The sequence below is a fragment of the Halorussus caseinilyticus genome (assembly GCF_029338395.1).
Taxonomy (GTDB): domain Archaea; phylum Halobacteriota; class Halobacteria; order Halobacteriales; family Haladaptataceae; genus Halorussus; species Halorussus caseinilyticus.
The window spans coordinates 3,020,507-3,039,104 of sequence record NZ_CP119809.1 but is presented as its reverse complement, the minus strand read 5'-3'; the positions used below and the strand labels follow the sequence as shown (position 1 = coordinate 3,039,104).

The 18,598-nt window shown below is 62.3% G+C and carries 14 protein-coding genes; 4 read left to right on the top strand and 10 right to left on the bottom strand.

The features are described from left to right. Positions 1 to 262 precede the first annotated feature (262 nt). The 4 genes from P2T60_RS15375 to P2T60_RS15360 all read right to left on the bottom strand — a co-directional run bounded on the left by P2T60_RS15375 (position 263) and on the right by P2T60_RS15360 (position 4,117). Complete coding sequence (locus P2T60_RS15375; RefSeq protein WP_276282221.1) at positions 263 to 841, bottom strand: diacylglycerol/polyprenol kinase family protein; 579 nt, start codon at positions 839 to 841, stop codon at positions 263 to 265. A gap of 8 nt (positions 842 to 849) precedes the next feature. After that, entirely contained in the window at positions 850 to 2,595 is a 1,746-nt protein-coding gene (glyS, locus tag P2T60_RS15370; RefSeq protein WP_276280120.1) for a glycine--tRNA ligase, read from the bottom strand. After that, the gene (locus tag P2T60_RS15365) at positions 2,592 to 3,440 is read right to left on the bottom strand and encodes a CBS domain-containing protein (protein WP_276280119.1); all 849 of its coding nucleotides are present in this window, start codon (positions 3,438 to 3,440) and stop codon (positions 2,592 to 2,594) included. The genes glyS and P2T60_RS15365 overlap by 4 nt, the downstream gene beginning before the upstream one ends. A gap of 92 nt (positions 3,441 to 3,532) precedes the next feature. Beyond that, the gene (locus P2T60_RS15360; protein ID WP_276280118.1) at positions 3,533 to 4,117 is read right to left on the bottom strand and encodes a DUF7529 family protein; all 585 of its coding nucleotides are present in this window, start codon (positions 4,115 to 4,117) and stop codon (positions 3,533 to 3,535) included. A 233-nt stretch (positions 4,118 to 4,350) separates the two neighbouring features. On the opposite strand from P2T60_RS15360, the gene P2T60_RS15355 reads away from it, so the two are divergent. Further along, complete coding sequence (locus P2T60_RS15355) at positions 4,351 to 5,124, top strand: formyltransferase family protein (RefSeq protein ID WP_276280117.1); 774 nt, start codon at positions 4,351 to 4,353, stop codon at positions 5,122 to 5,124. Positions 5,125 to 5,127: 3 nt separating this feature from the next. Here the strand turns inward: P2T60_RS15355 and P2T60_RS15350 are convergent, their stop codons facing one another. The 6 genes from P2T60_RS15350 to P2T60_RS15325 form a co-directional block, all read right to left on the bottom strand. Further along, positions 5,128 to 5,580 (bottom strand): DUF7555 family protein, encoded by a 453-nt coding sequence (locus P2T60_RS15350; RefSeq protein ID WP_276280116.1) that lies wholly within the window; start codon positions 5,578 to 5,580, stop codon positions 5,128 to 5,130. Between the two features lie 21 nt (positions 5,581 to 5,601). Beyond that, the gene (locus P2T60_RS15345) at positions 5,602 to 6,933 is read right to left on the bottom strand and encodes an ABC transporter ATP-binding protein (RefSeq protein ID WP_276280115.1); all 1,332 of its coding nucleotides are present in this window, start codon (positions 6,931 to 6,933) and stop codon (positions 5,602 to 5,604) included. After that, positions 6,930 to 8,012, bottom strand: coding sequence for an ABC transporter ATP-binding protein (locus P2T60_RS15340; RefSeq protein ID WP_276280114.1), 1,083 nt, complete (start codon positions 8,010 to 8,012; stop codon positions 6,930 to 6,932). The genes P2T60_RS15345 and P2T60_RS15340 overlap by 4 nt, the downstream gene beginning before the upstream one ends. Next, positions 8,012 to 9,406: an ABC transporter permease gene (locus P2T60_RS15335; protein WP_276280113.1), complete on the bottom strand. Its 1,395-nt coding sequence runs from the start codon at positions 9,404 to 9,406 to the stop codon at positions 8,012 to 8,014. Before P2T60_RS15335 ends, P2T60_RS15340 begins: the two co-directional genes overlap by 1 nt. Before the next feature lies 1 nt (position 9,407). Next, the gene (locus P2T60_RS15330; protein WP_276280112.1) at positions 9,408 to 10,424 is read right to left on the bottom strand and encodes an ABC transporter permease; all 1,017 of its coding nucleotides are present in this window, start codon (positions 10,422 to 10,424) and stop codon (positions 9,408 to 9,410) included. 272 nt (positions 10,425 to 10,696) lie between these two features. Further along, a complete protein-coding gene (locus P2T60_RS15325; protein WP_276280111.1) occupies positions 10,697 to 12,556 on the bottom strand; it encodes an ABC transporter substrate-binding protein in 1,860 nt (619 codons plus the stop codon). Positions 12,557 to 12,850: 294 nt separating this feature from the next. Between P2T60_RS15325 and P2T60_RS15320 the strand changes: the two genes are divergently transcribed. The 3 genes from P2T60_RS15320 to P2T60_RS15310 all read left to right on the top strand — a co-directional run bounded on the left by P2T60_RS15320 (position 12,851) and on the right by P2T60_RS15310 (position 18,567). Then, entirely contained in the window at positions 12,851 to 13,018 is a 168-nt protein-coding gene (locus P2T60_RS15320) for a DUF7556 family protein (RefSeq protein WP_276280110.1), read from the top strand. A gap of 100 nt (positions 13,019 to 13,118) precedes the next feature. After that, positions 13,119 to 13,538 (top strand): PPC domain-containing DNA-binding protein, encoded by a 420-nt coding sequence (locus tag P2T60_RS15315; RefSeq protein ID WP_276280109.1) that lies wholly within the window; start codon positions 13,119 to 13,121, stop codon positions 13,536 to 13,538. 1 nt (position 13,539) lies between these two features. After that, entirely contained in the window at positions 13,540 to 18,567 is a 5,028-nt protein-coding gene (locus tag P2T60_RS15310) for a DNA polymerase II large subunit (RefSeq protein ID WP_276280108.1), read from the top strand. The last annotated feature ends 31 nt before the right edge of the window (positions 18,568 to 18,598 follow it).

Sequence of the window (18,598 nt, the reverse complement as noted above, 5' to 3'; positions counted from 1 at the left end):
CTCGCGTTTACCGTGGTCGTCTCAGTGACCCCTATTCGAGCGCCGAACGAAGTGAGGCGCGAGAATATGTCACTGAGCGACCGCGAGCGGGCGGGGGCTTTCTGAGACTTCTTTGCCGTCGTAGTTCCCGCGGTTGCGGTGCTGTTGCGGAGAGAGCGAGGGCTTTCTAGAACTTCCTCACTACGTCCGCGACGAGAACCGACAACAACATCCACCGTTCTCTGACAAAACAGAACATTTCTAAAAGAAACAAAAATATTGCTTAAAGCGAAACCGTCGGCAGGTAGCGCAACGCCAGATACATCGCCACCGCAGACCCGACCGGAATCGTGAGGTTGTCGTCGATGACGTAGCCCGCGACGATGGGCTTCATCCCGTCGGCGAGTGTCGCGGCCAGCGCACCGAGAACGGCGGCGACGAGCGGAAGCCCCGACAGACTGGTGATGAGCAGACACACCCCGAACGTGAGCAGGAGGGTGTGAGTCGCCTTCACGCCCAACTCGCCCGACCCCGCGAGTCCGCTAATCGGGTCGGCGATGGTGAGCATCAGCATCGCGGGGATGGCTATCCGCGGTTCGAAGGCGAGGGCCGCCGCGGTCATGCCGAACATGTACAGCGCGTAGCCAGCGAGGTTGTCCTGCTCGTACTCGCGGGTGAGTTCCTCGAAGATGCGCCAGTCGAGACCCACGAACAACCGAATCGTCTCCAGCACGATTGCGGCGACCGAACTCGCCACGAGCAGGAGTCGTAACTGGTCGTAGTTCACGAGGCCGAGCAGATACAGCGCCGGATACCCCGTCCCGGAGACGTGGACCATCCGGCGCTTGACCTCGCTGGGCAGGGACACGGTTACTGTTCTGCGGCGGGCGCGTCGAGGTCCGCGAAGGTGGTCTCGCCCTCGCGGAGGTCCGTGAGCAGGTCCGGCAGGTCCTCGATGGCGACTCGGACCTGTTCGGTCGAGTCGCGCTCCCGGAGGGTCACGGTGTCGGCAGTCTCGTCGTCCACCGTGACGCAGAACGGCGTGCCCACCTCGTCCTGTCGGCGGTAGCGTCGGCCGATGCTACCAGAGTCGTCGTAGGTCACGTCGAGACCCTCCGCGCGCAGGTCGTCGGCGATTTCGCGCGCTCGGTCGTCCATGCCCTCCTTGTTGACCAGCGGGAAGACGCCGACGAACGTGGGCGCGACTTCGGGTTCGAGTGCGAGATAGCTCCGTTCCTCGCCCTCGATAACGTCGTCCTCGTAGGCGTGGTCGAGGACCGTGTAGAGAACTCGGTCGATGCCGATGGAGGGTTCCACGACGTGGGGCATGACGTGTTCGCCCGTCTCCTTGACCTCCTCGACGCCGAACCCGGTCTTCTCGGTGGGAATCGCGTGTTCCTCGCCGTCAACTTCGACCGTCACCTCGTCGCCGTCGAAGGCGGTCCGGTCGCGTTCGGCCAGCGTTTCGAGGGCGTCGGCCACCTCGCCCGCCTGTCCGCCGAACTCCGGACCGAGGTAGCTCATGTCCGGGTCCACGGTGGCGCGTTCGACCACCTTCGGTTCGTCGTACTGCTTGAAGACGGTGAAGTCGTCGTCGGAGTACTCGTCGTGTTTGCTCAGGTCGTAGTCGCTCCGGTAGGCGTAGCCCGTAATCTCTATCCAGTCGCCGCCGACCTCGGCCTCGGCGTCCCAGCAGTCCGCGGCGTAGTGGGCGAGTTCGCCCGAGAGGTGCTGGCGGAACCGGAAGCGGTCCATGTCCACACCGATGGACTCGTACCACTGCTTGCCGACGCCCAGATAGTAGGCGACCCACTCGTGGACCAGCCCCTCTTCGACGGCTTCTCGGACGGTCTTGTAGACGTACTCGCCGTCGTCTTTCTCCTGTTCGTCGGCGGGGTAGAGTTTGAGTTCCACGTCCGCCACTCGCTCCAACTCGGGTTCGTCTTCGGTCGGGTCGATGAAGTGTTCCAACTCGGCCTGCGTGAATTCCCGGACGCGGACGATGGACTTGCGCGGGGAAATCTCGTTCCGGTAGGCCTTGCCGATTTGGGTGATGCCGAAGGGCAACTGGTTGCGGGCGTACTCGGCGAGTTGCGGGAACTCCACGAAGATGCCCTGTGCGGTCTCCGGTCGGAGATACCCCGGCGAGGAACTGCCCGGACCGATGTTGGTCTCGAACATCAGGTTGAAGTCCTCGACCGGAACGCCGCCGAGTTCGGTGCCGCAACTCGGACACTGTAAGTCGTGTTCGGCGATGAGGTCTTCGACTTCCGAGATGGGGATGCTCTCGGCTTCCTCGATGTCGGTGTTGTCCTCGATGAGGTGGTCCGCCCGATGGCTCTCGCCGCACTCGGGACACTCCACGAGCATATCGTCGAAGGTGTCGAGGTGGCCCGACGCCTCGAAGACGGGTTCGGGCATCACGGTCGGGGCGTCGATTTCGCGGTGGCCCTCCCGAATCTGGAACCGCTCGCGCCACGAGTTCTCGACGTTCTGCTTGAGGGTCGCGCCCTGCGGACCGTAGGTGTAGAAGCCCGAGACGCCGCCGTACGCGCCCGCGGACTGGAAGAAGTAGCCCCGCCGCTTGGCGAGTTCCACGAGGTCGGCGTTGCTCATCGAATCGCCTCCAGCAGGTTGGTGTCCCGAACGATGCCCGTGAGTCGGTCGCCGTTCACCAGCGGAATCTGCTCTACGTCGTGGCGGAGCATCATCTGGGCCGCTTGCTTGGCGGTCTTCTCACTGGAGACGGTCACTACGTCGTCGGTCATGAACTCGCGGACCGGCGCGGCCGGAATCTCGACGTTCCGAGTCGGCAGGTAGCGTTTCCCGACGGCCTTGATGGACTCCCACTTCCAGTCGTCGTCCTCGTCGGCGATGGAGTTGCCGGTGTCGGCCTCGCCTTCGACCACGCGGGCGACTTCGATGATGTCCACCTCGGTCAGTACGCCGTCCATGTCGCCTTCCTCGTCGAGAACGACCGCGTAGGGGAGGTTGGCGTAGTAGAGTTCGCGCTCGGCGACGGTCAGGGGCACTTCGACGTAGGTGGTGTTCACGTCGCGCGAAGCGATGTCGCCGACCGGCGAGTCACCGTCGGCGTCCTCGTCGGCGATGGCCCGCACTACGTCGGTGACGGTGACGATGCCTTCGAGTTCGCCGTCCACGACCGGCACGCGGCGCGCGCCCTCTTCGACCATCAGGGCCGCCACTTCTTCGATGGTGGTGTCCTGCGTGGTGGTCGGAACCTCGCGCATCAGCATGGCGAGTTGGTCCTCGTCGGGGTTCTCGATGAGGTCGTCTCGGGAGATGAGTCCGCGGAACTCCTCGGTCCCGCCGCTGTTCTTGACCACGGGAACGGACGAGAACGACCGCTCCTGTAGATACTCCAGTACGTCGTCGCGGGTGCCCGGAAGTTCTACGGTCACGACCTCCGAGCGTGGCGTCATGGCTTCGCCGACGTTCATGTTGCCGCGTTACGGGTTGGGACTTCTTGTAGTCTACGAACCGGACATTTGCGTCCGTTCGCTCGAATTCGGAGTTCGCAAAAAAAGACGACTTACTCCGACTCCGCCTCTTCGTCCAGCACGTCGCCGAACTCCACTTGATAGCCCGCGTACTTGTGCGGTTCGGGGAAGAACTTCTCCACGTCGTCGTGGCGGAACGACCCGAGGTGGGTCTTGTCGAGTTTCTGGACGTGGGTGTACATCTCGTCTTCCTCCAGTGCGGTCTTGACCAGTCCGGGCGCGTGGCGCATCTCGAAGTTCCCCGCGATGAGGATGACCGTCTCCGAGTCGGGGTCTAGCAGTTGGGTCAGCATGAAGATGCGACCCTCCATCTCGTTGCGGAACACCCGGTATTGGGGGAACTTACCGGTCTCGACCGCTTGCTCGAACGGTTCGGCCTTGTTGTCGGGGATGACGTGGACGAACCCCCAGCGGTCGGTCTCGCCCACGTCGGGGTTCGTCGGCGCGGTGTGGCCCGCCCCGATTGTCACTACGTCCCAGCCTTCCGCTTCGAGTTCTTCTTCCATCGCCTGCATGTCCTCTAAGGTGCGTTGCCACGCGCCCTTGTGGACTTCCGAACTCGCGGCAATCTGCTCGGCGTAATCGGGTTCGTCGTCCCCGTCCCCAGTCTTTGGCATGTGTACGCCTGACGGCCTACGTATGGTAAAATCTGTTGTTTGGGTGCCAACGGACCGGGGACGGCCGTTCGGAGGGTGGACCGCCGGGACCGACTGCCACCCCGCGACGGTTTGCTAAGCTTCTCAATCGGATTCCTGCGGCCGGTTCGGGAGTCCCGACACCGTTAAAATACTTATATCAGGGGGAGAAAGAAACCCGCGTGTCCCGAGATAGTACGCCGGTATGCTTGCTGTTGGGGTTCGACTATCTCGAAGAGTGGTTCGTAGACGCGCTATCGGAGATGGTCGATTCGACGGCGGCGACGCTGGAACTCGTCGTTCTCGTGGACGTTCCGCACAAAATCTCGCCCGAGGAGCTAGAACGGAGCGACCCCGGAATCGCCGAGCGAATCGGCAGGTTCGTCCAGAAGCGAGTCGTCGGTGACCTCAAACGCTGGCGTCCCATCGACGAGTTAGCGCTGTTCGACGGCGTGGACGTACACACGACCGAAGGCGTGATGGACGGCCTGCAAGTCGGTCTGAACGACGAAACCCTCGAAACCATCGAATCGTCGTGCGACGTTTGCCTCCACCACAGCGTCGGCATACTCACCGGTGACATCCTCTCGACCACCGAACACGGCGTCGTTGGGTTCCACCACGGCAACCTCCGGGAGTACCGCGGCGGACCGCCCGGTTTCTGGGAGTTCCTCCACGGCCGCTCGGAGACCGGGGTGACGGTCCAGAAGTTCACCGAGACCTTAGACGGCGGGGAAATCGTCGCGGAGCGAACGATAGACATCACCGACTTTCACTCGTGGGAGCGGATACGGGAGGCCCAACACTCCGAGGCCCAAGACCTGCTCGCGGAAGCCATCTCGCGGATTCGGGACCCGGAGTTCGACCCGGTCCGACTCGACGACTCCGAACTCGGGACTCTGTACACTCGGTCGGACAGGACGAAGTCGGTGAAACTCAGATACCTGTTGAAAGAACTCACGTCGAGCGTGAGACGCGCGCTTCCCTGAGACTCACACGCCGACGCCGAACACCGTCTCCATCACGAACGACCACGCCAACGTCGCCAGACTCGCGACGAACATCTTTCCCCCGACGGGGAGGCGCTCGTTCGGCGGAAGCGACCAGTGGGAAAGCGGCGGAATCCGCTGGACGGCCGCCTGAAACTTGGTCTCGTCCCGGCCGCCGACGACTGACCCTTTCGGTTCGTTCTTGGTCACTCTGACCTTGCCGTCTTCGGTCTGTTCGGTGTCCCACGGTGGGTCCGGACGCAGTTGAAACGTCGCGTACCCGAACAGCAGGAGACCCACGACGAACATGACGTACTTCGCGGTCACGAAGACGCCGCCGACTGCAAGTCCGACCGCTACGCCGAGGACGAACACCACCGCGGCGACCGCTAGCCCGTAGATCACGGCGTCTAGGAGTTGGCGCGCACGAAACGAGAGACCGGAGGAACCGGACATCTCGGGACCCGTGGACGACATCTACCGTTCGGTGTACGGGACGAACTCGTCCGGTTCGGTGTACTCGGACTTGTGGCGGTGACAGTGGCTTACCCGTCCGCTATCGCTGACGACGTGGTTGTCGGGAGTCTCGGAATCACAGATGCTCCCGAACTCCTCGCGTAGCACCGCGCGGGCTTGGGCCTCGTCGTTGTTCTCGACGTGCTTGGCCGCCCGGTCGATGTACTCCTCGACTTCGCGCGAGAGGTCGAGGTGGCCGAACAGTTCCCGCCGGATTTCGCCGATGTCGGAGAATCGCGTCTCCATCCCGAGCATCTCCTTCGCCTGCTCGGTCAGCGACTTGTCGGCGCGCGCCCGTTCCCGAAGCACCTCGCGGAACACCTCGATGGCGACCCATACGTCGGGGTCCATGTCCTGATACTTGTCGGGCCGAATCTTCATCGGACATCGCGTGGTGAACGGACATCCCTTCGGCGGGTCGCGCGGACTCGGCGGCGTCCCGCGCAGGGTGATTCGGTCCTTGTTGGCCGTCGGGTCGGGTTCCGGAATCGCCGACAGCAGGGCGTGCGTGTAGGGGTTCTTCGGGTTCTCGAACAACTCTTCGGTCTCGCCTAACTCCATCACGTTGCCCAGATACATCACGGCCACGCGGTCGCAGATGTGCCGAACCACCGAGAGGTCGTGGGCGATGAAGAGGTAGGTCAGGCCGAACTCGTCCTGTAAGTCCTCCAGCAGGTTGAGAATCTGGGCCTGCACCGACACGTCCAGCGCCGACACCGGTTCGTCCAGCACGACGAACTCGGGTTCGAGCGCCAGCGCGCGGGCGATGCCGATGCGCTGGCGCTGACCGCCCGAGAACTGGTGGGGGTAGCGGTAGTAGTGTTCGGGCTGAAGTCCCACCACGTCGAGGAGTTCGCGGACTCGCTCGCGGCGCTCTTTGGGGGTCTTCCAGTCGTGAACGTCGAGCGGTTCCCGGACGATTTCGCCGATGGTCATCCGGTCGTTGAGGCTGGACTCGGGGTCCTGAAACACCATCTGGCTGTTGCGCCGCCAGTTTTTCAGGTCCTGCCCGGAGAGTTCGGTCACGTCGGTCCCGTCGAACAGCACTTCGCCGGACGTGGCGTCTTCGAGTTGGATGAGCGTCCGGCCGAGCGTCGTCTTCCCGCACCCGGACTCGCCGACGAGACCCAGCGTCTCGCCGCGCTTGATTTCGAAGTTGACGCCGTCGACTGCTTTGACCGGGTTCGAATCGACGATTCCCCCCTCGTCGTAGTAGGTCTTGAGGTCGTTGACCTCCACGAGCGTCTCGCCCGTGGCCACACTGACGGACTCCTGTTGGACTTGTTCGCTCATCGTTTGCTCACCTCTCGCTCGCTCTCACGCTGTTCGTGTAACTCGACGGCCTCCTGTCGGGACGCGTCTTCGGGGTAGAGCAGACAGGCCGCGGTGTGGTCGTCCGTGTCGCTATCGACTTCGACCGACGCCGGGTGGACGCGCGTGCAGTCCTCGAAGGCTTTCGGACACCGAGGCTCGAACCGGCAGTAGCCAGCGGGTTCGTTCGGGGTCGGCACGTCGCCTTCGATGGTCTGGAGTCGGTCGGCGTCGGGTTGGTTGCCGGGAATCGACTGGAGAAGCCCCTGCGTGTAGGGGTGACGGGGGTTCTCGAACAGCTCTTCGACCGGCGCGCTCTCGACGATTTCGCCCGCGTACATCACGTTCACGCGGTCGGAAATCTCCGCGATGACGCCCATGTCGTGGGTGATGAACATGATGGCGAGGTCTCGCTCCTCCTGCAGTTCGTGGAGGAGTTCGAGAATCTGGGCCTGAATCGTCACGTCGAGCGCCGTGGTGGGTTCGTCGCAGATGAGCAGTTCGGGGTCGCAGGCGAGCGCCATGGCGATGACCGCGCGCTGGCGCATCCCGCCCGAGAACTCGTGGGGGTACTCCGTGACCCGCCGCGAGGCGTCGGGAATTCCGACCGCTTCGAGCAGGTCGATGGCCTCGTCGGTCGCGGCCGACCCGCGCATGTCCTGATGCAGGCGGAGCGCCTCCTTGATTTGGTTCCCGACGGTGTACACCGGGTTGAGCGAGGTCAGCGGGTCTTGGAAGACCATCGCAATGTCGCTCCCTCGGAGGTTCCGGTACTGTTTCTCGGACTTCTCGGTCAGTTCCTCGCCGTCGAACCGGATGCTACTGCCTTCCAGCACCCGGCCGGGCGAGTCCACGAGTCCCATGATGGACCGGGCGGTGACGCTCTTGCCCGACCCGGACTCGCCGACGATGCCGACGGTTTCGCCCCGCCGGATGTCGAAGTTCACGCCGTCCACGGCGCGAATCGTCTCCTTGTCCGTGAAGAAAGCGGTCTGGAGGTTGTCCACCGACAGCAGTGGTTCCTCCTCGCTTCGGACCGCGGAGGTCTCGCGTTGTGCCATCAGGCACCACCTCCACCGGCCGCGGCGACTTCAGCGCCGTCGCCTTCGCCACCTTCACTCTGCGGGTCGATAGCGTCGCGGATACCGTCGCCGAGCGCGTTGAACGCGGTCACGACCAGCACGATGAGGACGCCGGGGATGAACGAGATGTGCCACGACGACGTGGTGACGTACGACTGGCCGATGTTGACCGCTCGGCCCCACTCGGGCGTCGGCGGGTTGATGCCGAGTCCGAGGAACGACAGGCCCGCGACGGCGATGATGATACCTCCGAGGCTCATGGAGGCGTACACCAGCAGGTAGCCGAGGATGTACGGTGCCATGTGCTTTTGCATCGTGATTCGGGGTCGCTGTCCGAAGCTCTTCGCGGCGTCTATCCACTCCTGCTCTGCCACCTGCATCGCGGGACCACGGACCGACCGCCAGAGGAACGGCCACCCGGTCCCGGCGAAGATGAGCGCCAGCAGGAACCCGCCGCTGTAGATGTCGGCTATCCACGTCCCGCTCAACACCACCGACAGCAACATGACGAACAGCAGTCTGGGTAACGACATTATCGAGTCACCCACGATGACTACCGCGAGGTCTACCAGCCCCTTGTAGTAGGCCGTCAACAGCGCGAACGCCGCCGCGATGAAGCCGCTCACGCCGATGGAGACGAGACCGATGAACAGCGATATTCTCGCCCCCGCCGCCATGAATGTGAACATGTCTTTCCCTGTCGGTAACGTCCCGAAGGGGTGCCACCGCCCGTAGTCGTCGTACTGCATCGGACCGACGTTCCGCTCGGGCGTCCCCTGCGAACGCGATTCGAGGTTGGCGGACCCGACCGTGACGTTCTCGAGTTGGCCGTCGTCGTTGTAGTACTCGATGTAATGGGAGTACGGGTTCGAGATGGTCCGCTCTACGGTCGTCGGACCGAGCGCCGGGGCGAACATCGCCATCACGACGAACGCGAAGACGATGACCGCGCCGAACTGACCCCAGCGGTGACCGCGGAGTCGGTCCACCATGTCGTCGCGCGGCGTCCAATCGGCGTACCGGTAATGCTCTCGGAAGACGAGGTAGCCCCGCCAGAGCCAGAGCATCCAGACGAAGGCGTAGGCGTAAATCAGCACGACGCGAATCGCCCACGCGTAGGCGGGTGCCAGATTCAGGAACGTCTCCTTCCACGCTCCGGCGGGCGTCTGGTAGCCGTTGTTCGGGATGAGTTCCCGCGTGAGGAGCGTCGGCAGTTCGACGGGCGTCCCGAAGAGTCCGGTCAGGAAGTGGACGACTGCGCCCGCTTCCAGCACGAACAACAGCAGTGCGCCCGCGAGCCATCCCATCGCGGGACCGGGGTTGTCCTTGATTCGTTGCGTGATAGAGGCGTCTCGGTCTTCGTCTACGCTCATGTTAGGCACCTCCGTCGTAACCGACTCGTGGGTCGATTATCGTGTACAGGAAGTCCTGCAGGATGTTGATGAGGACGACGAGCAGGATGAAGATGAACATCAGCGACCCGACCAGCGGCATGTCGCCGTTCTTGACCGCTTGGAAGAACAGGTAGCCGATGCCACTGATGTCGAACACCGTCTCGACCAGCACCGACCCGCCGATGAGCAGGAACGCCTCGCCCGTGATGATTGGCACCAGCGGGATGAGCGCGTTCCGGAAGATGTGCTTCCAGACGAGCGACCGGGGCGGGACGCCCTTGGCCTTCGCCGTCTCGATGAAGTTGGAGTTGACCGTCTCCAGCACCGCGGTTCGGCCGATGCGCATCTCGTTGCCCATCGACGCCGAACCGAGGACGATTGCGGCCGGGGCGATTTTCTTCAGCGCCTTCGTGAACCCGTCCACCGAGGTCAGGTCGCCGAGCGGTGGCGGTCCCGTCACGTTCGTCGCGTAGAGGAAGTTCTGCCAGTCGAATCCGAAGAAGAACTTCTCGGACTGGGAGAGGACGCTCATCAGGATGACCGCCAGCCAGAAGTTCGGCATCGCGCGCCAGACGATACCACCGAACGACGCCACGTAGTCACTGAACGTGTTCGGGTTCAGTCCCGCGTAGAAACCGAGCGGGATGCCGATGAAGATGGCGATGAGGACCGACCAGAACCCGAGCCAGATGGTCCGCGGCGCGTAACTCAACACCAGCGAGTAGACGCTGGTGTCGGGTTGAAGCACCCACGACTCGCCCAAGTTGAGGGTGAACATGTTGACCATGTAGTCGATATACTGTTGCCAGAGGGGTTGATTCAGGCCGAGTTGTCGTTTGATGGTGTTGTACGCCTGAGGGTCTCCCTGTGGCCCCAGAATTGCAGATACCGGGTCAAGCGGTCCGGCGCGAATCACGAGGAACGTGATGGATGCTCCGAACAGTAACACCGGAACCGAAAGCAGTACCCGCTTTGCGAAGTATTGCCACCTGCTCACGGCGAACCACCGCCGCGGCTGCGGCTACTCCGGTCGAATTGTACGTACCCAAACTGGACCGCGTACATGCATGATAAATTGTGGGTCCTCTCATTATGTCTTGCGCTTTCCGGTATCGACGTGGGAATCTGCACTACAGACGTTCTCGATGGGTCACACACGGGTTCCGGTATCGCTATCAGCGCGTCAATTTCGAAATCAGGACGTTACGCCCGGAAAAAGAATACGACAGTTACGACGGTTGGCGTCGTTGTTTACGACGACTCGCGTCGTTACTTCCGGTCGCCGATTTCGACCTTGTTGTACATCTGGCGACTGGCACCGGCACCGCCGAAGCGCGGGCAATCGACCCAGCTGTACTTGAAGCGCTCGTCCATGCGGTGGTAGGTCGGCAGGAAGCCAACGTCCTCCCAGTTGGCCTCTTCCATCGTGACGTAGGCCTCGTCGCGGGCTTTCTGGGCCTCGTCGGTCGGCGCGGCGTTACTCTCGATGGTCTTCCACGCTTCCTTCGCGCTCTTGGACGCCTCGGTTCCCGACCAGTTGATGTAGGAGGTCGGTGCCGCCTTCGAGGTGTCAGTCTGCGGCGGGTTGAGCAGTTGCAGGAAGTTGTCCGGTGCGGGCCAGTCCATGACCCACCCGAGCGAGTAGGCTTCGAGGTTGCCGTTCCGACCGCGCTTGAGCAGGGTCGAGAACGGTGCCTTCTCGACGCTCATATCGACGTACGCGCTCGAAAGCTTGTCGCGCAGGAGTTTGCCGAGTTCCGACCACGTATCCGAGGACTCGTAGACGGTGAAGGTGAACTTGGCCTTGTTGTCCTTGCCGTAGCCAGCTTCCTTCATGACTTCGCGGGCCTTGTCGAGTTTGGCCTCGTTGTAGCCGTAGGGGTAGTTGTTCTCGGCGTGCTTCTGGTACTCGGGCGCTCCGCCGGGGTAGATGGACGGCGGCGTGAAGTGGTAGGAGGCTTCACCGCGACCCTTGAACACTTTGTTGACGGCCTGCTCCTGATTCAGGGCGTACGCGGCGGCCTGACGGACCGGCTTCTCGACGGCATCGGTGTTGAAGCCGATGTAGAACGCGTTGATGGTGGCGAACCCGGTGTAGTCCATCGTCATGTCGCTCTTGGTGGGACCGTAGGTACCTACCTTCCGACCAAGTTTGTCGGTCTTCTCGACGCTGACCTTCTTGGGGTCGTACTTGGGGGTCGGAAGCTGTTCGCCCGTCACCATGTCGGCGTTCTGGTTGACGACGCCGTAGTTGTAGATGGCGTCCGAACTGGACGAAATGTTCCAGTGGATACCGTCCACGTTCGCGGCGCTACCGTGGTAGTCCTCGTACTTCGAGACCTTGGCCTCGGTGTTGCTCTCCCACTTGTCGAACGTGAAGGGACCGGCACCGACGGGGTTCTCGGTCGAGAACTTCTTGTGGCTCATCTCGCCGTCGTAGCCGTCGATGTCGCCGATGATGCCTTCCGGAATCGCGGCGAACGACGTGTACGCCAGCATCTCGAGCGTGGCGTGGAACGGCTCCGAGAGCTGCATCTCGACGGTGTAGTCGTCCGTGGCCTCGACAGCCATCGAACCGGGCTTGTACTGCTCGGTCTCTTCGCCGTCCTTCGTAACCGTCTCGGTCTCGTGTTCGACGCCGATGGACGAGAGGATGAAGTACGCACGGCGGGAGTTGTCCGACGCCGCGAGTCGTTCCCACGAGTAAACGAAGTCTTGGGCCGTAACTTCGTCGCCGTTGTGGAACTTCGCGCCTTCCTTGAGCTTGAGCGTGTACGTCTTGAAGTCGTCGGAGACTTCGTGACCTTTGGCGAGTTGGGGTTCGACTTCGATGGTCCCGTTCGGGTAGTTCATCATCGCGTCGAACACTTGCTGGATGACGGTCCCGGAGGCGGTGTCGGTCGCCTTCACGGGGTCCAGCGTACTCATCGTGGAGTTGATGAGACGAAGAACGTTAGCGTCGTCGTTCGGCTTGTCCGCTTGGTCGCCTCCGTCGGTCGAGTTGCCTTCGGTCGTCTGGTCGCTGTCGTCCTCGTTCCCACCGGTACAGCCAGCGAGGGCCACAGCCGATGCCGCACCGCCGGTCGCCTGCAGGAAGCGACGGCGGCTCAGGTTGTCAGTATCTGTCATCCAAGCACTCATTGTAAAGCGGACCGGATAAACTTACCGTTTGTTACTTAGAGAAAGGACAGCTTAACGCCCGAATTACTTTGTCTCTAGACGTATTCCGTCGGTTCTTTTCCTTTTTTACGGCTGTCTCCGACGAGATGTGGAGATTTTCGGGTTCGGGCGCATCTGGTTTTCGTGACAGTATGATGGCAGTAACGTGGTGTGGTACCAATTATCATCACTTGAAGGCTTCGATTTCGACCACCCGTTTGCTGTTCCGGAGCGTTTATTACCCCATGATACCATGTGTCACATATGGCCCCGAACACGGCCACCCCGGAATCGGTCGCACAGCGCGAGGTTATGGCCTCGCTAGACGATGATGGTCGCACGGAGCGACTCATCATCGCAGACACGACGGCCGACGACGCGTGGCTTTCGGTTCCCGTATCCGGCAGTGTCGCCCTCCAAGACTGGCAGTAGCGGTCTCTCGTCGCTCTCGGTTCTTCGACGCGGTTCGTCGCCTCTCCCGGTAACGAGCCAATACTGAACCTTTTTCCCGACGGTCCTCTTTCCACGCAACATGAACTACCGGGAGGTCTCAGGGGACCGCGAGTTCGTAGCACGACTCGGCCACGGCGAGGACTGGCGTGCCGAAATCGAGCGTCTCGCCGCCGACGAGGACGTTGACGCGGCGTGGTTCGTCGCCATGGGCGCGGTGCAGAACGCCACCGTCTGGTACTACGACCAGTCGGAACTGGAGTACCGCGAAGTCGAGTTCGACGAACCCCTCGAAGTCGCCGCCTGCGTCGGCAACGTCTCGTGGCTAGACGGCGACCGGTTCGCACACACCCACGCCGTCCTCTCGCGCAAGAGCGGCCAGACGCTCGCGGGCCACCTCGACTCGGCCACCGTGTTCGCCGGGGAACTGTACATGCGGACCTTCGAAGAGGAACTGGAGCGCGAACCCGACGAACTCACCGACCTCGACCTCTGGCTCTAACATGCGGGCGGAGGACGAGGACTACTTCGAGGACCTCGAAGACGACTTGGACGACGCCTTCGACGTGGCGCGCGAGGCCCGCGCGAACAGCGGCGACCCCAAACCCGAGGTCGAGATTCCGGTCGCCAAGGACATGGCCGACCGGGTGGAGAACATCCTCGGCATCGAGGGCGTCGCCGAGCGCGTCCGGGAGTTGGAGGGCGAGATGTCCCGCGAGGAAGCGGCACTCGAACTCGCCGAGGACTTCGCGGAGGGTCGGGTCGGCGACTACGAGAGCAAGGCCGGAAAGGTCGAGGGCGCGGTCCGGACCGCCGTCGCTCTCCTGACCGAGGGCGTGGTCGCCGCGCCCATCGAGGGCATCGACATGGTGGAGGTCCTCGAAAACGACGACGGGAGCGAGTTCGTCAACGTCTACTACGCCGGGCCGATTCGGTCGGCAGGCGGGACCGCCCAAGCACTGTCGGTCCTCGTGGCCGACTACACCCGAGCGCTGGTCGGGATGTCGGAGTACGACGCCCGCGAGGAGGAGATAGAGCGCTACGCCGAGGAGATAACTCTCTACGACAAAGAGACCGGCTTACAATACTCTCCCAAGGATAAAGAAACAAAATTCATTGCGAAACATATGCCAATCATGCTCGACGGGGAATCGACCGGCGACGAAGAGGTCTCGGGGTTCCGGGACCTCGAACGGGTCGATACCAACAACGCCCGCGGCGGCATGTGTCTCGTCCTCGCGGAGGGTATCGCGCTCAAGGCCCCGAAGATTCAGCGCTACACCCGGAATCTGGACGAAATCGACTGGCCGTGGTTGCAGGACCTCATCGACGGCACCATCGGCGAGGACGACGCCGACGAAGAAGACGCGAGCGACGACGAGGAAGACGAGGCGGACGCGGCCGAGGACGACGCCGACGAAGACGCCCCGGAAGTCTCGGGTCCGCCGCGCGTGGACCCCGCCAAGAAGTTCCTCCGGGACCTCATCGCCGGACGCCCGGTCTTCGGCCACCCGAGCGAGTCGGGTGGCTTCCGCCTGCGCTACGGCCGGGCACGCAACCACGGGTTCGCCACGGCGGGCGTCCACCCCGCGACGATGCACCTCGTGGACGACTTCCTCGCTACCGGGACCCAAATCAAGACCGAGCGACCCGGCAAGGCCGCGGGGGTCGTCCCCGTAGACTCCATCGAGGGACCGACGGTCCGACTCGCCAACGGCGACGTTCGGCGCATCGACGACCCCGAGGAGGCGCTGGAACTGCGCAACGGTGTCGAGAAGATTCTGGACCTCGGCGAGTATCTGGTCAACTACGGCGAGTTCGTGGAGAACAACCACCCGCTCGCGCCCGCCTCCTACACCGTCGAGTGGTGGGAACAGGACTTCGAACACGCGGGCGCTGACGTGCAAGCACTCCGGGACTCCCCGAGCGTGGACCTCTCGGACCCGAGTCCAGACGAAGCCCTGACGTGGGCCACCGAGCACGACTGTCCGCTCCACCCGAAGTACACCTACCTCTGGCACGACCTCACCGTCGCACAGTTCGAGGCGCTGGCCGAGACGGTCGCCGACGGCGAAGTCGTCGGCGGCGAGGGCGGCGACGGAACGCTCGTCGTCGCGTTCACCGAGACGGTCCGGACCGCGCTCGAATGCATCCTCGTCCCCCACGAGCAGGCCGACGACGAGATTCGAATCCCCGAGTGGCGTCCGCTCGCTCGCTCGCTCGGCGTCTCCGACGACCTCGAAAAGACGTGGGCCGACCTCTCGTCCGAGGCCCGAAACTGGGGCGAAGCGGAGGACGGGGACAACGCGGTCCGGGCGGTCAACGAAGTCGCGCCCTTCGAGGTCCGCGAGCGAGCGCCGACCCGCATCGGCAACCGGATGGGCCGCCCCGAGAAGTCCGAGGAGCGCGAACTCTCGCCCGCGGTCCACACCCTCTTTCCCATCGGCGAGGCGGGCGGCAGTCAGCGCGACGTGGCCGCCGCCGCCAAGCACGCCCCCGACATGGAGAGTACGCCCGGACTGGTCGATGCGCAGGTCGGCCGCCGGGAGTGCGAGGACTGCGGCGAACACACCTTCGAGTGCGAGTGTCCGGAGTGCGGCGGTAACACTTTCGCCCACTTCAAGTGCCCCGACTGCGGTTCGGTCGTTGAGTTGGACGAGTCGGGTCGCGCGGTGTGCGACAACTGCGAGGTGGAGGCCACGTCCGTCGAGTACCGAACCATCGACGTGAACGACGAGTTCCGGTCGGCGCTCGAATCCGTCGGCGAGCGTGAGAACGCCTTCGACACGCTGAAAGGCGTCAAAGGGCTGTCGTCGTCGTACAAGACGCCCGAACCCATCGAGAAGGGCATCCTCCGGGCGAAACACGACGTGTCGGCGTTCAAGGACGGCACGGTCCGCTACGACATGACGGACCTGCCCGTGACCGCGGTCCGACCCTCGGAACTCGACGTGAGCGCCGACCACCTCCGGTCGCTCGGATACGAGGAAGATGTTCACGGCGACTCGCTTCGCCACGACGACCAACTGGTCGAACTTAAAGTCCAAGACATCGTTCTCTCGGACGGTGCGGCCGAACATCTCCTCCAGACCGCCGACTTCGTGGACGACCTGCTGGAACAGTACTACGGACTCGACCGGTTCTACGAGATGGACGAACGCGAGGAACTCGTCGGCGAACTCGTCTTCGGGATGGCACCCCACACCTCCGCGGCGGTCGTGGGCCGAATCGTCGGGTTCACCTCGGCGGCCGTGGGTTACGCACATCCGTATTTCCACGCCGCAAAGCGTCGGAACTGCTTCCACCCCGAGACGAAAGTCTGGTACGAAGACGAGTCCGGCGAGTGGCACCACGACGAGATTCGAACGTTGGTCGAGAAGCGACTCGACGACCCGCGAGAAGACGACTTCGGCGCGCTAATCGAAGAACTGGACGGCGACGTGTGGGTCCCGTCGGTGGACGACGACGGTGAAGTCGTTCAGAAGCCAGTCAAGGCAGTCTCGAAGCATCCCGCGCCGGACCATCTCGTGGAAATCGAGACGCGAAGCGGGCGAGAGATTACGGTCACGCCGGACCACTCGATGCGTCGCTGGACTCCCGATGGCATTCAGGACGTTGAGGCTCGGGAATTAGATGCTGGTGACGAAATTCCCTCCCCGAAGGAAGTCGAGTTCGAGGGTGGGTACACATCAATTGACCTCCTCGAAGAGTTTCTTCACCTCGATTCTATTCCGAACGAGGAACTAATGATTCGAGGACTCGGTGGGAAGAGAATAAAGGACATGTTCAACTCTGGCACCGAGGGGAAGGGGTACCTCAAACCAGTTGCAGAGAATCTTGGCAAGAGCGATTCGTCCGTCTACAACTGGGTCAATCGGGATAGCGTCCCGGCCTCAGTGTTCATCACGCTGTTTGGAAAAGAGGGGACTCTCGAAAGACTTCCGGACGACCTCAAACTCGGCGTTCGGCGTGATACTGCCTCGGTAAGCCGGGTTCTAACTATCGGACAAGACATAGCGAAGGTTCTCGGGTACTATACTGCTGAAGGTTTCACCCGCTCTGAAGAAGGCGAGTTCTATCAGATGACTATCTGTACGCCGGACGAGGAACCGCGAGAGCACATCATCGAAACTCTCGAAGACGAACTTTCGGTGACGCCATACGAAGAAAACGAGTGGAAGATTACGACTTCAAGTCGTCTCGTGGCTTCTCTCTTCACGGAGGTCATCGACGCTGGTAGCTCTGCTGAAGAGAAGCGAGTCCCGGAGTGCATCGTGAACTCTCCAAAACCAATTGTCAAAGAATTTCTTCGTTCTTACTTTAGCGGGGATGGAAGTGTGGCGAGAGAGAGGATTGATATTCGGGCATACACCGTTAGCGATGAATTGAAAGACGACCTTGTGGCAATGCTGAAGCGATTTGGCGTTGCCAGTAAGGTCTACACCGAGATTCGTCGCCCTTCGACGGGCGAAATCGCCGAGTTCTACGATGAGGAGCCGGTACCCGAGTTCGAATCTTGGGTTCTTAAAATAACTTCGGAGAATGCGGTCCTCTTCGGCGACAAAATTGGATTTGACCTCGACAGGAAGGCCGAAACATTAGAGAACACGGTTGATTCTACTCCCATTCGCTCTCAGCGTATCTTCAGTGATGGTGGAGAACTTTGGCTAGACGAGGTAGAGTCCGTTAAAATCGCCAGTTCCGAAGTTGACCAGACGTACTCCCTTACAGTTGAAGACACTCACACACTCGTTGCAAACGACCTCTTTACTGGCCAATGCGACGGCGACGAGGACTGCGTGATGCTCCTGATGGACGGTCTGCTCAACTTCAGTAAAGAATTTTTACCCGACAAACGCGGCGGGCGGATGGACGCGCCTCTCGTCATGTCCTCGCGCATCGACCCCTCGGAAATCGACGACGAGGCCCACAACATGGACATCGTGCGGGAGTACCCTCGCGAGTTCTACGAGGCGACCCGCGAGATGGCCGACCCCGGCGAAGTCGAGGACGTGATGACGATTGCCGAGGAGACGCTGGGCACCGACCGCGAGTACACCGACTTCCACCACAGCCACGACACTTCCAACATCGCGCTCGGCCCGGACCTCTCGGCGTACAAGACCCTCGGGTCGATGATGGACAAGATGGACGCCCAGTTGGAACTCGCGCGCAAACTCCGGTCGGTGGACGAGACCGACGTGGCAGAGCGCGTCATCGAGTACCACTTCCTGCCGGACCTCATCGGGAACCTCCGGGCCTTTTCGCGCCAAGAGACCCGGTGTCTCGACTGCGGCGAGAAGTATCGCCGGATGCCCCTGACCAAGGAGTGTCGCAACTGCGGCGGGCAGGTCAACCTCACGGTCCACCAAGGGTCGGTGAACAAGTACATGGAGACGGCGATTCAGGTGGCCGAAAAGTACGACTGCCGGGAGTACACCAAACAGCGCCTCGAAATCATGGACCGACGACTGGAGTCCATCTTCGAGAACGACAAGAACAAGCAGGGGAGCATCGCGGACTTCATGTAGAACCTTTTGCCGCGCTCGGAAATTCGCCAGA